This is a genomic window from Flavobacterium cutihirudinis, assembly GCF_003385895.1.
Classification (GTDB): Bacteria; Bacteroidota; Bacteroidia; order Flavobacteriales; family Flavobacteriaceae; genus Flavobacterium; species Flavobacterium cutihirudinis.
On record NZ_QRDQ01000012.1, the window covers coordinates 256,420 to 272,096 of the forward strand.

Consider the following 15,677-nt stretch of genomic DNA (forward strand, 5'->3'; position numbering starts at 1 on the left):
TTTAGTAGATTCGTTATTTGTTTGGTTCGCTGTAATAGTAAGCATTGTGTTTTTTTGGTCCTTTCTAAAAAAACTAATTTTTCCTTCCAGAAAACAGCAACCAAAAGAAGCTTGTTTTATGGTGTGGAAAAATAGTTTTTTAAAGCCCGATAGCAATCGGGATGAAACGACAGCAAGTCCCGTAATTCCGGGAAGTTTCTACAAATTATCTATAACTGACGTTAATCTTTCTGTAATTTGTTCAATAGTTCCAATACCGTCTACGGCATGAAATTTATTTTGTTCTTTATAATATCCAATTAGTGGAGCTGTTTTCTCGTTGTATTCCTGATATCTTACGCGAATTTTCTCTTCGTCCTGATCGTCAGCTCTTCCACTTGTTTTTCCTCTTTCAAGTAAACGTGCTACCAAAATTTCGTCATCAGCTTCTAAAGCAATTGTAGCAGTAACGCTTGACCCAATTGTTGGTAAAAATTTATCTAATGCCTCAGCCTGATCAATGGTTCTTGGGTATCCGTCGAACAAAAATCCAGCTGTATCCGGGTGTTTTTTTACTTCGTCAATTAACATTGCAGTTGTAACTTCGCAAGGAACCAATTCTCCATTGTCCATAAAAACTCTTGCTTTTTTACCTAGTTCAGTATCATTTTTTAAATTAAAACGAAAAATATCTCCAGTTGAAAGATGTGTTAAATTATATTTTTCTTTTAAAAATTCTGCCTGAGTTCCTTTTCCTGCTCCTGGCTTTCCAAATAAAACGATGTTAATCATAATGAATGTAAGTGTTGTGACTTCTTATTTTTCAGAAGTTTAAAATGAATATATAGTTGTGTTTTTAAATTATTCTGTTACCTGATAGATTTCCGGCAAATTTCTTCCCAGACCATCATAGTCCAGTCCGTAACCTACGATAAATTTGTTTGGAATTCTGATTCCGATATAATCGATCTTAATATCCTTTTTGTATGCCTCCGGTTTAAAAAACAAAGTGGCTACTTTAAAGTGTTTTACATTTTGCGCTTTAAATAAATGTTTTAATTCTTCAAGCGTATTTCCTGTATCGATAATATCTTCAATAATTACAACAGTTCTTCCTGACAAATCCTGATTGATTCCGATTAATTCTTTAACCGAATTTGTACTTTCAGTTCCGTGATACGATGCCAGTTTAATAAATGAAACTTCGCAAGGTTTTTGATATTTTTTCAGAAAATCAGCAACCACCATAAAAGCGCCATTCAAAACTCCAATAAAAATTGGAGTGTCATCTCCAAAATCATCTTCTACCTGAGCCACTATTTTTGTTAAAGCAAAGTCAATTTCTTTAGCTGAAATAAACGGAACAAATTGTTTATCGTGAAGTTGTATCATTATTTTTAATTTTAAAATAATGGACAAAGATACAGAATTCGAATTTGAGAACCGAAAAATGGTTCTAAATTTGTGCTTATTAATCAAATTCAAAAAAAATGTCTTCACAGCTGCAGGAAAAATTGGATTATGTTAGTGCTTATCGGGAAAATCGCTTAAAATATGCACAGGAAATCCTTGAAAATCCGTCGCTATTCACCGAATTAATTTCAATTTGTTTTTCGCCCGAAGACAAAAACAACCACAAAGCCTGCTGGATTTTAGAATTTGTATCGTATGAAGAGTTAAATTGGCTCCAGCCACATCTTGATTTTTTCTGCTCAAATTTGAAAATTTTAACAGATGAAAGTTCGATAAGACCGATTGCAAAAGTGACCCAACTTTTGATTAAATCACATTATAAGAAAAACGAAAATTGTATTTCGCTTTCCGAAAATAATTTACAAGATATTATTGAAGCTTCTTTTGACTGGCTGATAAATGATGTTAAAGTGGCAACAAAAGCATATTCTATAAGAACTTTATATGTTCTGGGAAATCACTACGATTGGATTCATCCTGAACTGAAAATTATTTTAGATAAAGATTACAGCAATCATTCGGCCGCATATAAAGCTGTCGCAAAAGAAGTTTTAAAAAAAATAAAATAGTTTTTTAGTTTGCCACAAATTTCACCAATTTTCGCGAATTGATTTTTCATATAACCTAAAAAATTAGTGGAAATTAGTGTAATTCGTGGCGGACAAAAATCATTCTAATCTTTTAATCCGTAGCGAAAAAAACTAAATTTTGGCTAAAAAAAGATTAAAAGGTATCTTTGCAAAAACACAACACAAAATGAATTATTTTTCTTCTGATTTTAAATTAGGAATATTAGGCGGAGGACAATTAGGTAAAATGCTTTTGTTCGATACCAGAAAATTTGACATACAAACTTACGTTCTTGATCCAAGCGACGAAGCGCCGAGCAAAATAGCTTGCAATAAATTCTTTCAAGGCGATTTAATGGATTATGAAACGGTTTACAATTTTGGAAAACAAGTCGATGTTTTGACTTTCGAAATCGAATTGGTAAACCTTGAAGCTTTAACGCAACTAGAAAACGAAGGCTTAAAAGTATATCCATCTCCAAAAACTTTAAAAGGAATTCAGAATAAAGGCGTTCAAAAAGATTTTTACGCTAAAAACAATATCCCGACTGCACCATATAAAAGATTCGAAAACTTAGAAAATCTAAAATCTGCTGTTGCATCAAACGAAGTTGAAATGCCTTTCGTATGGAAATGCACTGAATTTGGTTACGATGGAAATGGTGTAAAAATAGTGCGCCAGATTTCAGATTTAGATACGCTTCCAAATGTAGAATGTATTGCAGAAACTATGGTTCCGTTCAAAAACGAATTGGCTGTAATTGTGGTTAGAAATCCATCTGGTGAAATGAAAACGTATCCAGTTGTCGAAATGGAATTTCACCCAGAAGCAAACCAAGTTGAATACGTAATCTGCCCAGCCAGAATCGACGCTAAAGTAGCTGAAAAAGCGAGAGCCGTTGCCTTGAAAGTTTCAGAAAATTTCAATCACGTTGGTCTTTTAGCTGTTGAAATGTTTCAAACGAAGGAAGATGAAATTTTGGTAAACGAAGTTGCTCCTCGCCCACACAACTCTGGACATTATTCTATTGAAGCGAGTTATACTTCACAATTCGAAAATCATTTACGTGCTATTTTAGATCTTCCGTTAGGAAACACTGACAGCAAAGTTGCCGGAATTATGGTAAATTTAGTTGGTGCCGAAGGTCATTCTGGAAATGTAGTGTATGAAAACATCGAAACCATTTTAGGATGGGACGGAGTAACACCACATATTTATGGTAAAAAACAAACTCGTCCATTCAGAAAAATGGGTCACGTGACTATCGTAAATGAAGATATGGCAGAAGCTAGAAGAATTGCACAGCAAGTTAAGAATACAATTAGAGTGATTAGTGATTAGTGAATAGTAATTAGTGATTAGTCACATTCTAAAACTTAAAGCAAAATAAACAGTTTTCGGTCTCGATTTTAAGTCTCAACAAAAACTTGAAACTTTAAACCTGAAACAAACACAACAAATAAAAAACAATGAGCAAAGTAGCTATTATAATGGGAAGCATCTCAGACATGCCAGTTATGCAGGATGCAATCGACATATTAAAACAATTTAATGTAGAAGTTGAAGTAGATATTGTTTCGGCACACAGAACGCCGGAGAAATTATTCGATTTCAGCAAAAATGCACATACTCGCGGTATTTCGGTAATTATTGCCGGTGCGGGTGGTGCGGCACATTTACCTGGAATGGTGGCTTCAATGTCTCCACTTCCTGTAATTGGAGTTCCTGTAAAATCAAGTAATTCTATTGATGGTTGGGATTCTGTATTATCGATTCTGCAAATGCCAGGCGGCGTTCCTGTTGCAACTGTAGCTTTGAACGGAGCAAAAAATGCTGGAATCTTAGCAGCACAAATCATCGGAAGTCACGATAAAAAAGTTTTAGATACTATTATTTCTTATAAAGAAGAATTGAAAGCTGCAGTTAATAAAGCGGCTGAAGGTTTGAAAAAATAATTCTCCCATAAATTCCTGCAAGGTTTTCAAAACCTTGTAGGTCTGATTATCACAATCAAAATAAAATACTTCTAAAATACCTACAAGGTTTTGAAAACCTTGCAGGATAAAAAACTGCAATATGAGTATCTTAACCCAATATTTCAATACCAAATTTAACACCGCCCCTTTTTCGCAAATAAAAATCGAAGATTACGTTCCTGCTTTCACTGAAGGAATTGCTTTGGCTAAAGCCGAAATTGATGCAATTGTAAATAATCCGGATGCGCCGACTTTTGAAAACACTATTGTAGCAATGGATTTTTCAGGCGATATTTTAAATCGTCTTTCTAGTATTTTCTTCAATTTAAATTCGGCTGAAACCAATGACGAAATGCAGAAAATTGCACAGGAAGTTTCGCCTTTACTTTCAGAATTTGGAAATGATATTCGCTTAAATGCTGATTTGTTTGCAAAAGTAAAAGCCGTTTACGATCAGAAAGAAAGTTTAAATCTGAATCCAGAACAAACTACTTTATTAGATAAAAAATACAAAAGCTTTTCAAGAAACGGAGCCAATTTACCAGAAGACAAGAAAAATCAATTAAGAGAAATTGACAAAGAATTATCGAAATTGAGTTTGCAGTTTGGCGAAAATGTTTTGGCAGAAACCAACAACTTCGAATTGCATTTAACAGATGAAAAAGATTTAGCCGGTTTACCAGAAGGAACAATCGAAGCGGCAAGATTATTAGCAAAAAACCAAGAAAAAGAAGGTTGGATTTTTACTTTAGATTATCCAAGTTATGTTCCGTTTTTGACTTATGCTGACAATCGTGAATTGCGCAAAAAAATGGCAATCGCTTTTGGGGCAAAAGGTTTCCAAAAGAACGAATTCAACAATGAAGAAAATGTTCTGCAAATTGCCAAACTTCGTCATGAAAGAGCTAATTTATTAGGTTATAAAACACACGCTCATTTTGTTTTGGAAGAAAGAATGGCCGAAAGTCCGGAGAAAGTTTTTTCTTTTTTGAATGATTTATTAGCAAAAGCAAAACCTGCAGCTCAAAAAGAATTTGCTGAATTAACTGCTTTCGCAAAAGAACTAGACGGAATAGAACAACTTGAAAAATGGGACGGCGCTTATTATTCTGAAAAATTAAAACAACAGCTTTTTAATTTAGACGATGAAAAGCTTAAACCTTATTTTCAATTAGAAAAAGTATTAGACGGCGCTTTTACCGTTGCCAAAAAATTATACGGCTTAACTTTTACTGAAGTTTTTGATATTGATAAATACCACGAAGAAGTTACAACTTACGAAGTTAGAGATAACGAAAACAATTTGGTTTCGATTTTCTATGCCGATTTCTTCCCAAGAAAAGGAAAAAGAAACGGCGCGTGGATGACTTCATTTAAATCACAATATGTAAAAGACGGCGTAAACGAAAGACCACACATTTCGAACGTTTGCAATTTTACAAAACCAACAGAAACAAAACCTTCATTATTGACATTTAATGAAGTAACAACTTTATTCCACGAATTTGGTCACGGATTGCACGGAATGTTGGCTAACACAGTTTACCCAAGTTTATCAGGAACTTCTGTTTATTGGGATTTCGTCGAATTACCAAGTCAGATTATGGAGAATTGGTGTTACGAACCAGAAGCTTTGGCTTTGTTTGCAAATCATTACGAAACGGGAGAAATTATTCCGATTGAATACGTTCAGAAAATTAAAGAAAGTGCAAGTTTTCAGGAAGGTTTGGCAACTTTACGCCAATTAAGTTTTGGATTACTAGATATGGCTTGGCACGGACAAGATCCAACTGCTATCACCGATTTAAAAGCTTTTGAAACAGAACAATTCGCCAACACACAATTGTATCCTGATGTAAAAGAAAATGCTATGAGTACGGCTTTTTCACACATTTTCCAAGGTGGATATTCTTCTGGATATTACAGCTACAAATGGGCCGAAGTTTTAGATGCCGATGCTTTTGAATATTTCCATGAAAACGGAATCTTCAATGAAGAAATTGCAAAAAAATTCAAAGACAATGTACTTTCAAAAGGAGGAACAGAACATCCAATGACTTTGTACAAACGTTTTAGAGGACAAGAACCTAAACCTGAAGCTTTATTGAAAAGAGCAGGATTACTTTAGACTTTCTTAGATTTTTAAACTTCTTAGACTGTTAGATATTTTTGAAACCGAAGTAGAAATGCTTCGGTTTTTTATTTGATTTTACTTTAGCTATCTTCGTTTTTTTAAATCTTAATCTTACAAATACAAGCCATGAAAAAATATTTTAAAATAGCCTTTTATATTGCAATCATTGGATTAATTGCGATTCTTTCTGTAAACTATTACGTAAAATCTTCAACGAAAAAGAACATTTATTATTCGATAAAAAAGTTTCCAAAAAATGATGTCGGAATTATTTTTGGTGCAGGAATTAATGGAGATCAGCCAAGTAAATATCTAAAAGATCGTCTTGATGCCGGAATTATGCTTTGGAAAGCAAAATGCATCAATAAAATTTTACTTTCTGGAGATAATGGCCGTGACGAATATGATGAATTAACGGTAATGAAAAATTACTGTTTCAATCACGGAGTTGATACAACCAAAATATTTATTGATTATGCCGGTTTTGATACTTACTCGACAATGTATCGTGCAAAACACATTTTCAAGGTTAAGAAAGCAACTTTAATTTCTCAGGAATATCATTTAAATCGTGCGATTTACATCGGACAAAAACTCGGAATCAAATCAGCTGGTTATTCTGCTAATAAGGGAGAATATCTCGGATATAATTATGTTCGTTTTAGGGAATACGGTTCTATTTTTAAATCCTTTTTTGATGTTTTGAGAAATAGGGAACCTCGTTTTTTAGGCGGAGAAATTAATATAAATGGCGAATCGAATTATTCAAAAGATGATAAACGATAAAGAAAACCCGAAACAGAAATGTTTCGGGTTTTCAGTTATAAATTTTAAAGACAAAGAGCAGAAATCTTGTTTCTTTGCTCTTGTATCTATTTCTAAATCTTTACTCTTTCTCCAAAACTCTTTTCGCTAATTTCCCAACAGTCAGTCCCTGAACTACAATTGAAAACAATACCACAATATAAGTTACTTCCAAAAGCAAGTTTTTATATTCTCCTTCCGGCATAGAAAGTACCAATGCGATAGAAACTCCGCCTCGAATTCCTCCCCAAACCAAAACCATCAAAGAACCTTTATTATAAGCAGATCTAATTCCGAAGAACTTAAAGATGTCGAAGAACTTCCAAGGCAAAACTATAGAGGTTAATCTTGAAAAAAGCACAATGAAAATGGCTACAACTCCTGTCAATAATTGTTTGTCCAAATTTGGAAGTAACAACAATTCAAAACCTATAAATAAGAATAAAACGGCATTCAGGATTTCATCGATAAGTTCCCAAAACTTGCCCAGATAATCTTTAGTGACTTCGCTCATGGCAACTTTTTTACCATAATTTCCGATAATCAATCCAGCAACAACCATTGCTAGCGGACTGGAAACGTGTAATGCCTGAGCAACCAAAAATCCTCCTGTGACAATAGAAAGTGTGATTAAAACCGAAACTTTATAATCGTCAATTTTCTTCATGACTCTTGAAGCCGTAAATCCGAAAATGGCACCTAATAGAAGTCCGCCAAATCCTTCTTTGATAAATAACCAACTAATTGAACCAAAAGTAGCATCAAATGTTGGATCAGTTGCCATCTTAAGAACAACAGCAAACATTACAACGGCAACTCCATCATTAAAAAGCGATTCACCGACAATTTTAGTTTCTATTCGTTTTGGGACTTTAGCTTCTTTTAAAACTCCCAAAACCACAATTGGGTCAGTTGGAGAAATTAAGGTTCCGAAAACCAAGCAAAATATGTAAGGAATAGCAATTCCAAGTAGCGGTGCTATATAATAAAGTAAAACAGAAATAATTAAAGCTGATAAAACGACACTAACTGTCGAATAAATCATAATAGGAACTTTTTGTTCTTTCAGATCAAACATATTTACGTGTAAAGCTCCAGCGAACAAAAGAAAGTTCAACATTGCTCCCATAAGGATTTCGTTGAAATCAAATTCTTTTATCAAATCAAAAAAGTGTTTTGTCGTTGCAGGAAAATATGAATCTCCCAAAAGACGAATTCCCACAGAAACCAACATGGCAATAATCATGATTCCGATGGTTCCCGGAAGTTTTAAAAATCTTAAATTTAAATAGGCGAAGAAAGATGCCAATACAATTAGCACCGAAAATGTGTAGTATAATTCCATAAATATGATTTTTACAAAAATAGCTGTATCATTATTTAATCGAAAATTTAGGGACTTGAATTAACATAACTTTACAATTCGTTAAATAAGTTTCAATTATTTTTGAAAGTTTAAAAACTTTTACTTACATTTGATACATGGAATTCAAAGAAGCAAAAAATAAGTTCGTACAAACTTGGGGAGCATTAGGTTCTCAATGGGGAATTAATAAAACGATGGCACAAATCCACGCTTTATTAATGGTTTCAAACGAGCCTGTTTCTATGGAAGACATTATGGAAGAATTGCAGATTTCCCGCGGAAACGCAAGCATGAACCTACGTGGTTTAATGGATTGGGGAATTGTCTATAAAGAATACAAAGCTGGTGAAAGAAAAGAATTTTTCACCGCTGAAAAAGATTTAGACGAATTAGCGGTAAAAATTTCCAGAGAAAGAAGCAAAAGAGAAATTAAACCGACTCTTAAAATTTTAAAAGAAGTTTCGACAATCGAAGCAAAAGATTCTGCTGAAGAAAAACACTTTGTAGATCAGACCACTAAGCTTTATGATTTCGTTTTAAAAGCAGATAATATGTTAGACAAAATGACCGAATTTAATGAAAACTGGTTAGGAAAATTGATTATAAAAATGATGAAGTAAAAAAATTTAATCAAAACTTTCATTTTTTTCTGAAAGTTTAAAACTTTAAAAAACAATTATCATGAATTTCAACATCATTGGATATTTTATATATCTCGGCATTACGACTTTCATCATTCTAAAAGTTGGAAAAATCTGCTATAAGAACGGTAATATTTACGTTGCAGATTTAATACCAAATCACGTTGACATTTGCCAAAAAATAAATCAGGTTTTGCTTTTAGCTTATTATCTCCTAAATATTGGTTATTGTGCTATGACCTTGATTTCCTGGCAAAAAATTATTTCTTCCACTCAATTGATCGAAACAATTTGTTTAAAAACAGCCGTCATCATTTTTATTATTTCACTTCTGCATTACCTCAACATTTTAATGATCACGAAATACATTCAAAAATTAATCAAATAACAACTAAAATTCAAATATTATGGAAACTACAAAAATCTTAATCGGTTACGGAATTTATTTACCAGTTGCTTTATTTTTAACTTATTATGTTTCTAAAACGCTTTTCAAAAACGGAAAAATATTTATGCTTGACATTTTTAAAGGTCGAGAAGAAATCGCTCAAGCAACCAACAAACTTTTTGAAACCGGATTCTATCTTTTAAATATTGGTTTTGCATTAATGATTTTGGAACTGCAATTAAACCAAGACAGTTATCAGGAATTAATTGAAAGATTAAGTTATAAAATTGGAGGATTTTCTATTTATCTTGGTGTCATGTTATTCTTCAATTTATACTTCTTTTTTAGAGGAAAAAGAAAAGCTAAAGAAGCTCAACAAGAAGAAAGATTGGTTTTTAAAGCTTAAATATTTACTGTAAGGATTTGCCACGACTCGAGCGATAGCGAATAGGCGAAGCAATTTCCCTAATTCTCACGAATTAATTTTCAAATTCCTTTATGCACTTTTTAAATTTGTGAAAATTCGTGCGATTCGTGGCTAAAAAAATATCAAATGAAAAAACTAATAATCGCAGCAGGAACAGGTTTTCTTGGACAAGTTTTACTAAATCATTTCAAAGATAAATTTGAAGAAATTGTAATTCTTACGCGAGGAAAATCTCAGACAATTGACGGAATAAAATATGTAAACTGGAACGCCAAAACTTTTTCTGGCTGGGAAAAGGAATTGGAACATGCAACCGTTTTAATTAATCTCGCAGGAAAATCTGTCGATTGTCGTTATACGAAAAAGAATAAAAAAGAAATTCTTTGGTCGAGAATTGACAGCACAAAAATTCTAAACAAAGCCGTTTTGAATTGTCAAAATCCGCCGAAACATTGGTTGAATTCATCTACGGCAACGATTTATCGATTTTCTTTAGACAAACAAATGGATGAAGTTGATGGTGAAATCGGGAATGATTTTTCTATAAATGTCGCTCTTTCATGGGAAAAAGCTTTTTTTAAAACCGAAACTCCAAAGACAATGAAAACTGCTTTGCGAACTTCAATTGTTTTAGGAAAAAATGGAGGCGCTTTTATTCCCTTAAAGACTTTGGCGAAGATTGGTTTTGGAGGAAAACAAGGAAAAGGGAATCAGTTTGTAAGCTGGATTCATGAAGAAGATTTTGCCAATACAATTGATTTTATAATTCAGAAAGAAATTTCAGGAATTGTAAATGTCGTTTCTCCCGAACCAATTCGTAATGTTGATTTTATGGAAAAACTTCGAAAAGCTGTTGGTTTTCCTTTCGGAATTCCGTTGAGCAAATTCTTACTTGAAATTGGTTCTTTCTTTATTCGAACTGAAACTGAATTGGTTTTGAAAAGCCGAAACGTAGTTCCGAAACGACTTTTGGAAAATGGGTTCCGATTTAAATTTAGGGATATTGATGAGGCTTTTGAAAATTTATTGCGCTAACAACTTTGTCAAAGTTTGAAACTTTGACAAATTACAATCCTCATGATATTGTCATTTCGACGAAGGAGAAATCTTCGCAAGTAACTCTGCTCCAATAAGCCAATCTTTGTCGAGCTTCTTGCGAAGATTTCTCCTTCGTCGAAATGACAAAATTGTGTAAAAAGCAAACTAAAATTAATAAGATACTAAAAAAAGCTAATAAGATAAATTGCTTATTTTTATAAGTATTATTCTTAAAACGAATTCATTACAAATCAAAAAAACATACTTATGAAATTAAAAACGATATTAACTGTAGTTTTATTTTCCCTTTCTTTTATCGGGTTTTCTCAAAGCAATTGTGCAACTCTAAAAGGATGTGAAAGAAAGCTTTGTGAATTGAATGTAAAATTAGCAACTGCGAAAAAAGCTGGAAATCAAAATCAGATAAAAGGTGTTGAAGAGGCTATTGCGCAGACCAAGAAAAACTGTACCACTAAAACAGTAAACAAGGATCTTGACAAAAAAGTAAAAGAGAAACAACAAAAAGTCAACGAAAGAACTGCCGATTTGAACGAAGCTATTAAAGACAAGGAAAGCAAAGAAAAAATTGACAAAAAAAGGAAAAAACTAAATGAAGCTAAAGCTGATTTGAATAAAGCTTTGGCTGAACAGAAAACGAAATAATTTTTTCTCTCGCAGATTCAACAGATTGAGCAGATAAAAAAGATAATTTCAATTAAAATTTATTTTTCAAATTCTGATTTTAAACATAGCCCGCGGTTTCAACCGCGGGAAACGTTGTACGAATCCGCCTCAATGGTTAAAACAATTGGCATTGTTCTTAATATGTTAGTTCTCTAAATATATTTTAAAAATGAATTTCCTCGCTTTACGGTTTGCGTGAGGGATAGAAGCTAGCTACCGAAGTAGCGCGGATAGCCCGACAGCATCTTGATAAAAGGGCGTATAAACGCAAAGTAAATTTGCCCTTTTATCAAGATGATGGCACGCCCAAAACATATTATAGAAAAACTATCATCAGCCACCAAAATATTGGTACACTTTCAACCCAAAAAGAAGTATAATATTTAGAGCGATTGGGGCTTGCAAAAAAGATAAATAACATCAACAGAACAACCATGATAAGATTTATAATCGCATCGTGATAATTGAATGTCGAAATAAAAACTTCTAAAAACCAAAACGGAATCAGAAGTAAAAATCCTAAAAGTTTGGTTTTCTTAACGCCAATTGTCTGCGGAACGGTTTGCAAATGCGGATCGTCGTTGGCTAAATCTATGATTTCAAAAACTAAAACCAGTACAAAAACCAAAACAAAACGCTGAATACATTTAATGAAAAAATCTGTTGAAAACGGGATTTCGGCATTTATTAAAGGCAGAACCAAAGTTGTACCTACCCAGCAAAGCGCGACAATATAAATTTTTACGCCTGCCCAATTTCGGGCATTTTTTCGGTTTGGAAAAAAGGGCAATGTATAAAGTGCGGTTATCAAAAAAATTACCACCGAAACTATTTGTGTAATTCTTTTTAGGTGAAAAAAATAATAGCCAACTAAAATCACCGAAATAAAACTCAAAACGGCGATAATTTTTAATTGTGTGCCTATTGTTTTTTTCTTTACGCGAACTAATGCGTCATATTTTACGAAATTATATCCTACAATTGTTCCGAAAAAAGCAAACAAAGCCATTGGCTCATCGTACTGAATATGAAATACATGAAACGTAATTCGGACCAAAGCATAACACGACAAAGCCACGTGAATACTGCTGTTTAAATAAAAATCAAAAATTTGTTTTAGAAGTTTCATAGCTCAAATCTAATCAATTAGTAACAAATCAACTTATTACTTAGAAATTTGATAAAAAATGAAGTTAAAAATACCTATTAAATTATTAATAATACTTAATTTTGCGCGACAAAAAAACAACACATTTACTTTTAAATGTGATTCGTATAGCAAAACGGTGTACGAACACATCAATTTAAAAAAATAAGATAGCTACAAATGAAAACAGATGCTTTTGCTTTAAGACACATTGGTCCAAGAGAAACAGATCTTCAGCATATGCTGAAAACTATTGGAGTTGACTCAATCGAACAACTTGTTTATGAAACCCTTCCGGACGATATTCGTTTAAAAGCGCCTTTGAATTTAGATCCTGCAATGACAGAATTCGAATTTGCAAATCATATTCGCGACTTAGGAAAGAAAAACAAAACATTTAAATCATACATTGGTTTGGGTTATCACCCAACTATCGTTCCTGCTCCAATTCAGAGAAATATCTTCGAAAACCCAGGATGGTACACAGCTTATACGCCTTACCAAGCAGAAATTGCTCAAGGTCGTCTTGAAGCTATTTTAAATTTCCAGACTACTGTTATCGAATTAACAGGAATGGAAATTGCAAACGCATCTTTACTTGATGAAGGAACTGCGGCTGCAGAAGCTATGGCGTTATTATTTGACGTTCGTACGAGAGATCAAAAGAAAAATAATACACACAAATTCTTCGTTTCTGAAGAAATTTTACCTCAGACTTTATCTGTACTTCAAACACGTTCGACTCCAATCGGAATTGAATTAGTGGTTGGAAATCACGAAACATTTGATTTTTCAAATGAGTTTTTCGGAGCGATTTTACAGTATCCAGGAAAATATGGTCAAGTAAATGATTACAGTGCTTTTGTTGCTAAAGCAAAAGAAAACGAAATCAAAGTTGCCTTTGCTGCTGATATTTTATCGTTAGCAACTTTAACTTCTCCGGGAGAAATGGGAGCTGCAGTAGTAGTTGGAACTTCACAACGTTTTGGTGTACCAATGGGTTACGGTGGTCCTCATGCTGCTTTTTTTGCAACTAAAGAAGAATACAAACGTTCTATGCCGGGTCGTATCATCGGAGTTTCTATTGATGTTAATGGAAACCGCGCTTTACGTATGGCTTTAGGAACTCGCGAACAGCATATTAAACGTGAAAAAGCAACTTCTAACATTTGTACTGCTCAGGTTTTATTAGCAGTTATGGCCGGAATGTACGCAGTTTATCACGGACCAGAAGGATTAAAATACATTGCAAACAAAGTTCACGCTTCTGCAGTTACTACTGCTGAAGCTTTAAATAAATTAGGAGTTTACCAAACAAACACTGCTTACTTTGATACTATTTTAGTAAAAGCTGATGCTCAAAAAGTAAAAGCAGTTGCTGAGAATAACAAAGTTAACTTCTTCTATCCTGATGCTGATTCGGTTTCGATTTCATTAAACGAAACAACTTCTGTTGCAGACATCAACCAAATCGTTGCAATTTTTGCTGAAGCTTTAGGAAAAGAAACTGTTACGGTTTCTGAATTAACTTCTGCAAGTCAATTGCCAGCTTCGTTAGAAAGAACATCTTCTTTCTTAACGCATGATGTATTCAACAACCATCATTCAGAAAGCCAGTTGATGCGTTACATCAAAAAATTAGAACGTAAAGATTTATCATTGAATCACTCGATGATTTCATTAGGTTCTTGTACAATGAAATTAAACGCAGCTTCTGAAATGTTGCCTCTTTCAATGCCAAACTGGAACAGCATTCACCCGTTTGCACCAATTGAGCAAGCTGAAGGTTATATCACAATGCTTAAAAAACTTGAGCAACAATTAAATGTAATTACTGGATTTGCTGGAACAACATTACAGCCAAACTCTGGAGCTCAGGGAGAATATGCTGGATTAATGGCAATTCGTGCTTACCACATGTCAAGAAACGAAGGTCACCGTAATGTATGTTTGATTCCTTCATCGGCTCACGGAACAAATCCTGCTTCTGCAGCGATGGCCGGAATGAAAATCATTGTTACGAAAACAACTCCAGAAGGAAATATTGACGTAGAAGATTTAAGAGAAAAAGCGATTGAACATAAAGATGATTTATCTTGTTTAATGGTAACGTATCCTTCTACTCACGGAGTTTTCGAATCTTCAATTATTGAAATCACAAAATTAATCCACGAAAACGGCGGATTAGTATATATGGACGGTGCAAACATGAACGCGCAAGTTGGATTAACAAATCCTGCTACAATTGGTGCTGACGTTTGTCACTTGAACTTACACAAAACATTCGCTATTCCTCACGGTGGTGGTGGACCTGGTGTTGGACCAATTTGTGTTAACGAAAAATTAGTTCCATTCTTACCAACAAACCCGATCTTAAAAGTAGGTGGCGAGCAAGCAATTACAGCTATTTCATCTGCACCTTACGGATCTGCTTTAGTATGTTTAATCTCTTACGGTTACATCACAATGATGGGAGCTGACGGATTAAAAAGTGCTACCGAACATGCTATCTTGAACGCGAACTATATGAAATCTCGTTTCGAAGGACACTACCCAATTCTTTATACTGGAGAATGTGGAAGAGCAGCTCACGAAATGATTTTAGATTGTCGTTCATTCAAAGAAAACGGAATCGAAGTTGGTGATATCGCAAAACGTTTAATGGATTATGGTTTCCACGCTCCTACGGTTTCTTTCCCAGTTGCTGGAACTTTAATGATTGAACCAACTGAATCTGAAGATTTAGCAGAATTAGATCGTTTCTGTGATGCTCTTATCTCAATCAGAAAAGAAATCGAAGCTGCAACTGCCGATGACAAAAACAATGTATTGAAAAATGCACCTCACACATTAGCAATGTTAACTACTGATAACTGGGATTTCCCTTATACTAGAGAAAAAGCGGCTTACCCATTAGAGTATATCGCTGACAATAAATTCTGGCCATCAGTTCGTCGTGTAGATGACGCTTACGGTGACAGAAACTTAGTTTGTAGCTGTGCTCCTATTGAAGCTTACATGGAAAATTAATCACTAGATTTTTTCTACCT

General features: G+C 33.8%; 15 protein-coding genes. 11 read left to right on the forward strand and 4 right to left on the reverse strand.

The genetic code is table 11. From position 1 onward, the window contains the following. Positions 1-198: 198 nt before the first annotated feature. Together BD847_RS21010 and hpt are read right to left on the reverse strand one after the other, a co-directional pair. Positions 199-771 (reverse strand): adenylate kinase, encoded by a 573-nt coding sequence (locus BD847_RS21010; RefSeq protein ID WP_035650501.1) that lies wholly within the window; start codon positions 769-771, stop codon positions 199-201. A gap of 69 nt (positions 772-840) precedes the next feature. Next, complete coding sequence (hpt, locus tag BD847_RS21015; protein WP_244201642.1) at positions 841-1,371, reverse strand: hypoxanthine phosphoribosyltransferase; 531 nt, start codon at positions 1,369-1,371, stop codon at positions 841-843. 98 nt (positions 1,372-1,469) lie between these two features. On the opposite strand from hpt, the gene BD847_RS19345 reads away from it, so the two are divergent. The 5 genes from BD847_RS19345 to BD847_RS19365 all read left to right on the forward strand — a co-directional run bounded on the left by BD847_RS19345 (position 1,470) and on the right by BD847_RS19365 (position 6,918). Further along, positions 1,470-2,021, forward strand: coding sequence for a hypothetical protein (locus tag BD847_RS19345; protein WP_115889888.1), 552 nt, complete (start codon positions 1,470-1,472; stop codon positions 2,019-2,021). Between the two features lie 187 nt (positions 2,022-2,208). Further along, entirely contained in the window at positions 2,209-3,363 is a 1,155-nt protein-coding gene (locus tag BD847_RS19350; RefSeq protein ID WP_115889944.1) for a 5-(carboxyamino)imidazole ribonucleotide synthase, read from the forward strand. Between the two features lie 128 nt (positions 3,364-3,491). Then, positions 3,492-3,977 (forward strand): 5-(carboxyamino)imidazole ribonucleotide mutase, encoded by a 486-nt coding sequence (purE, locus tag BD847_RS19355; protein WP_012022518.1) that lies wholly within the window; start codon positions 3,492-3,494, stop codon positions 3,975-3,977. 121 nt (positions 3,978-4,098) lie between these two features. Then, positions 4,099-6,126, forward strand: coding sequence for a M3 family metallopeptidase (locus BD847_RS19360; protein ID WP_115889889.1), 2,028 nt, complete (start codon positions 4,099-4,101; stop codon positions 6,124-6,126). Positions 6,127-6,258: 132 nt separating this feature from the next. Next, complete coding sequence (locus BD847_RS19365; protein ID WP_115889890.1) at positions 6,259-6,918, forward strand: SanA/YdcF family protein; 660 nt, start codon at positions 6,259-6,261, stop codon at positions 6,916-6,918. A gap of 100 nt (positions 6,919-7,018) precedes the next feature. Here BD847_RS19365 and BD847_RS19370 read toward each other — a convergent pair whose 3' ends face one another. Next, the gene (locus BD847_RS19370) at positions 7,019-8,281 is read right to left on the reverse strand and encodes a cation:proton antiporter (protein WP_115889891.1); all 1,263 of its coding nucleotides are present in this window, start codon (positions 8,279-8,281) and stop codon (positions 7,019-7,021) included. A 137-nt stretch (positions 8,282-8,418) separates the two neighbouring features. Between BD847_RS19370 and BD847_RS19375 the strand changes: the two genes are divergently transcribed. The 5 genes from BD847_RS19375 (at position 8,419) to BD847_RS19395 (ending at position 11,459) form a co-directional block, all read left to right on the forward strand. Further along, on the forward strand, positions 8,419-8,922 hold the full coding sequence (locus tag BD847_RS19375; RefSeq protein ID WP_115889892.1) for a GbsR/MarR family transcriptional regulator: 504 nt from the start codon (positions 8,419-8,421) through the stop codon (positions 8,920-8,922). A 61-nt stretch (positions 8,923-8,983) separates the two neighbouring features. Beyond that, positions 8,984-9,331 (forward strand): hypothetical protein, encoded by a 348-nt coding sequence (locus tag BD847_RS19380; RefSeq protein ID WP_115889893.1) that lies wholly within the window; start codon positions 8,984-8,986, stop codon positions 9,329-9,331. A gap of 19 nt (positions 9,332-9,350) precedes the next feature. After that, complete coding sequence (locus BD847_RS19385; protein ID WP_115889894.1) at positions 9,351-9,737, forward strand: hypothetical protein; 387 nt, start codon at positions 9,351-9,353, stop codon at positions 9,735-9,737. Between the two features lie 147 nt (positions 9,738-9,884). After that, positions 9,885-10,793 carry a TIGR01777 family oxidoreductase gene (locus BD847_RS19390; RefSeq protein WP_115889895.1) on the forward strand — a complete coding sequence of 303 codons (909 nt, stop codon included), beginning with the start codon at positions 9,885-9,887 and terminating at the stop codon, positions 10,791-10,793. Between the two features lie 270 nt (positions 10,794-11,063). Then, a complete protein-coding gene (locus BD847_RS19395; protein ID WP_115889896.1) occupies positions 11,064-11,459 on the forward strand; it encodes a DUF1090 family protein in 396 nt (131 codons plus the stop codon). Between the two features lie 337 nt (positions 11,460-11,796). Here BD847_RS19395 and BD847_RS19400 read toward each other — a convergent pair whose 3' ends face one another. Continuing rightward, positions 11,797-12,609 carry a hypothetical protein gene (locus BD847_RS19400; protein ID WP_115889897.1) on the reverse strand — a complete coding sequence of 271 codons (813 nt, stop codon included), beginning with the start codon at positions 12,607-12,609 and terminating at the stop codon, positions 11,797-11,799. Between the two features lie 198 nt (positions 12,610-12,807). Here BD847_RS19400 and gcvP point away from each other — a divergent pair, with 198 nt between their 5' ends. Continuing rightward, a complete protein-coding gene (gene gcvP / locus BD847_RS19405; RefSeq protein ID WP_115889898.1) occupies positions 12,808-15,657 on the forward strand; it encodes an aminomethyl-transferring glycine dehydrogenase in 2,850 nt (949 codons plus the stop codon). The last annotated feature ends 20 nt before the right edge of the window (positions 15,658-15,677 follow it).

Coding starts and splice junctions, on each gene's coding strand:
- BD847_RS21010 (WP_035650501.1), bottom strand. CDS start 771: ATGATTAACATCGTTTTATTTGGAAAGCCAGGAGCAGGAAAAGGAACT.
- hpt (WP_244201642.1), bottom strand. CDS start 1,371: ATGATACAACTTCACGATAAACAATTTGTTCCGTTTATTTCAGCTAAA.
- BD847_RS19345 (WP_115889888.1), top strand. CDS start 1,470: ATGTCTTCACAGCTGCAGGAAAAATTGGATTATGTTAGTGCTTATCGG.
- BD847_RS19350 (WP_115889944.1), top strand. CDS start 2,209: ATGAATTATTTTTCTTCTGATTTTAAATTAGGAATATTAGGCGGAGGA.
- purE (WP_012022518.1), top strand. CDS start 3,492: ATGAGCAAAGTAGCTATTATAATGGGAAGCATCTCAGACATGCCAGTT.
- BD847_RS19360 (WP_115889889.1), top strand. CDS start 4,099: ATGAGTATCTTAACCCAATATTTCAATACCAAATTTAACACCGCCCCT.
- BD847_RS19365 (WP_115889890.1), top strand. CDS start 6,259: ATGAAAAAATATTTTAAAATAGCCTTTTATATTGCAATCATTGGATTA.
- BD847_RS19370 (WP_115889891.1), bottom strand. CDS start 8,281: ATGGAATTATACTACACATTTTCGGTGCTAATTGTATTGGCATCTTTC.
- BD847_RS19375 (WP_115889892.1), top strand. CDS start 8,419: ATGGAATTCAAAGAAGCAAAAAATAAGTTCGTACAAACTTGGGGAGCA.
- BD847_RS19380 (WP_115889893.1), top strand. CDS start 8,984: ATGAATTTCAACATCATTGGATATTTTATATATCTCGGCATTACGACT.
- BD847_RS19385 (WP_115889894.1), top strand. CDS start 9,351: ATGGAAACTACAAAAATCTTAATCGGTTACGGAATTTATTTACCAGTT.
- BD847_RS19390 (WP_115889895.1), top strand. CDS start 9,885: ATGAAAAAACTAATAATCGCAGCAGGAACAGGTTTTCTTGGACAAGTT.
- BD847_RS19395 (WP_115889896.1), top strand. CDS start 11,064: ATGAAATTAAAAACGATATTAACTGTAGTTTTATTTTCCCTTTCTTTT.
- BD847_RS19400 (WP_115889897.1), bottom strand. CDS start 12,609: ATGAAACTTCTAAAACAAATTTTTGATTTTTATTTAAACAGCAGTATT.
- gcvP (WP_115889898.1), top strand. CDS start 12,808: ATGAAAACAGATGCTTTTGCTTTAAGACACATTGGTCCAAGAGAAACA.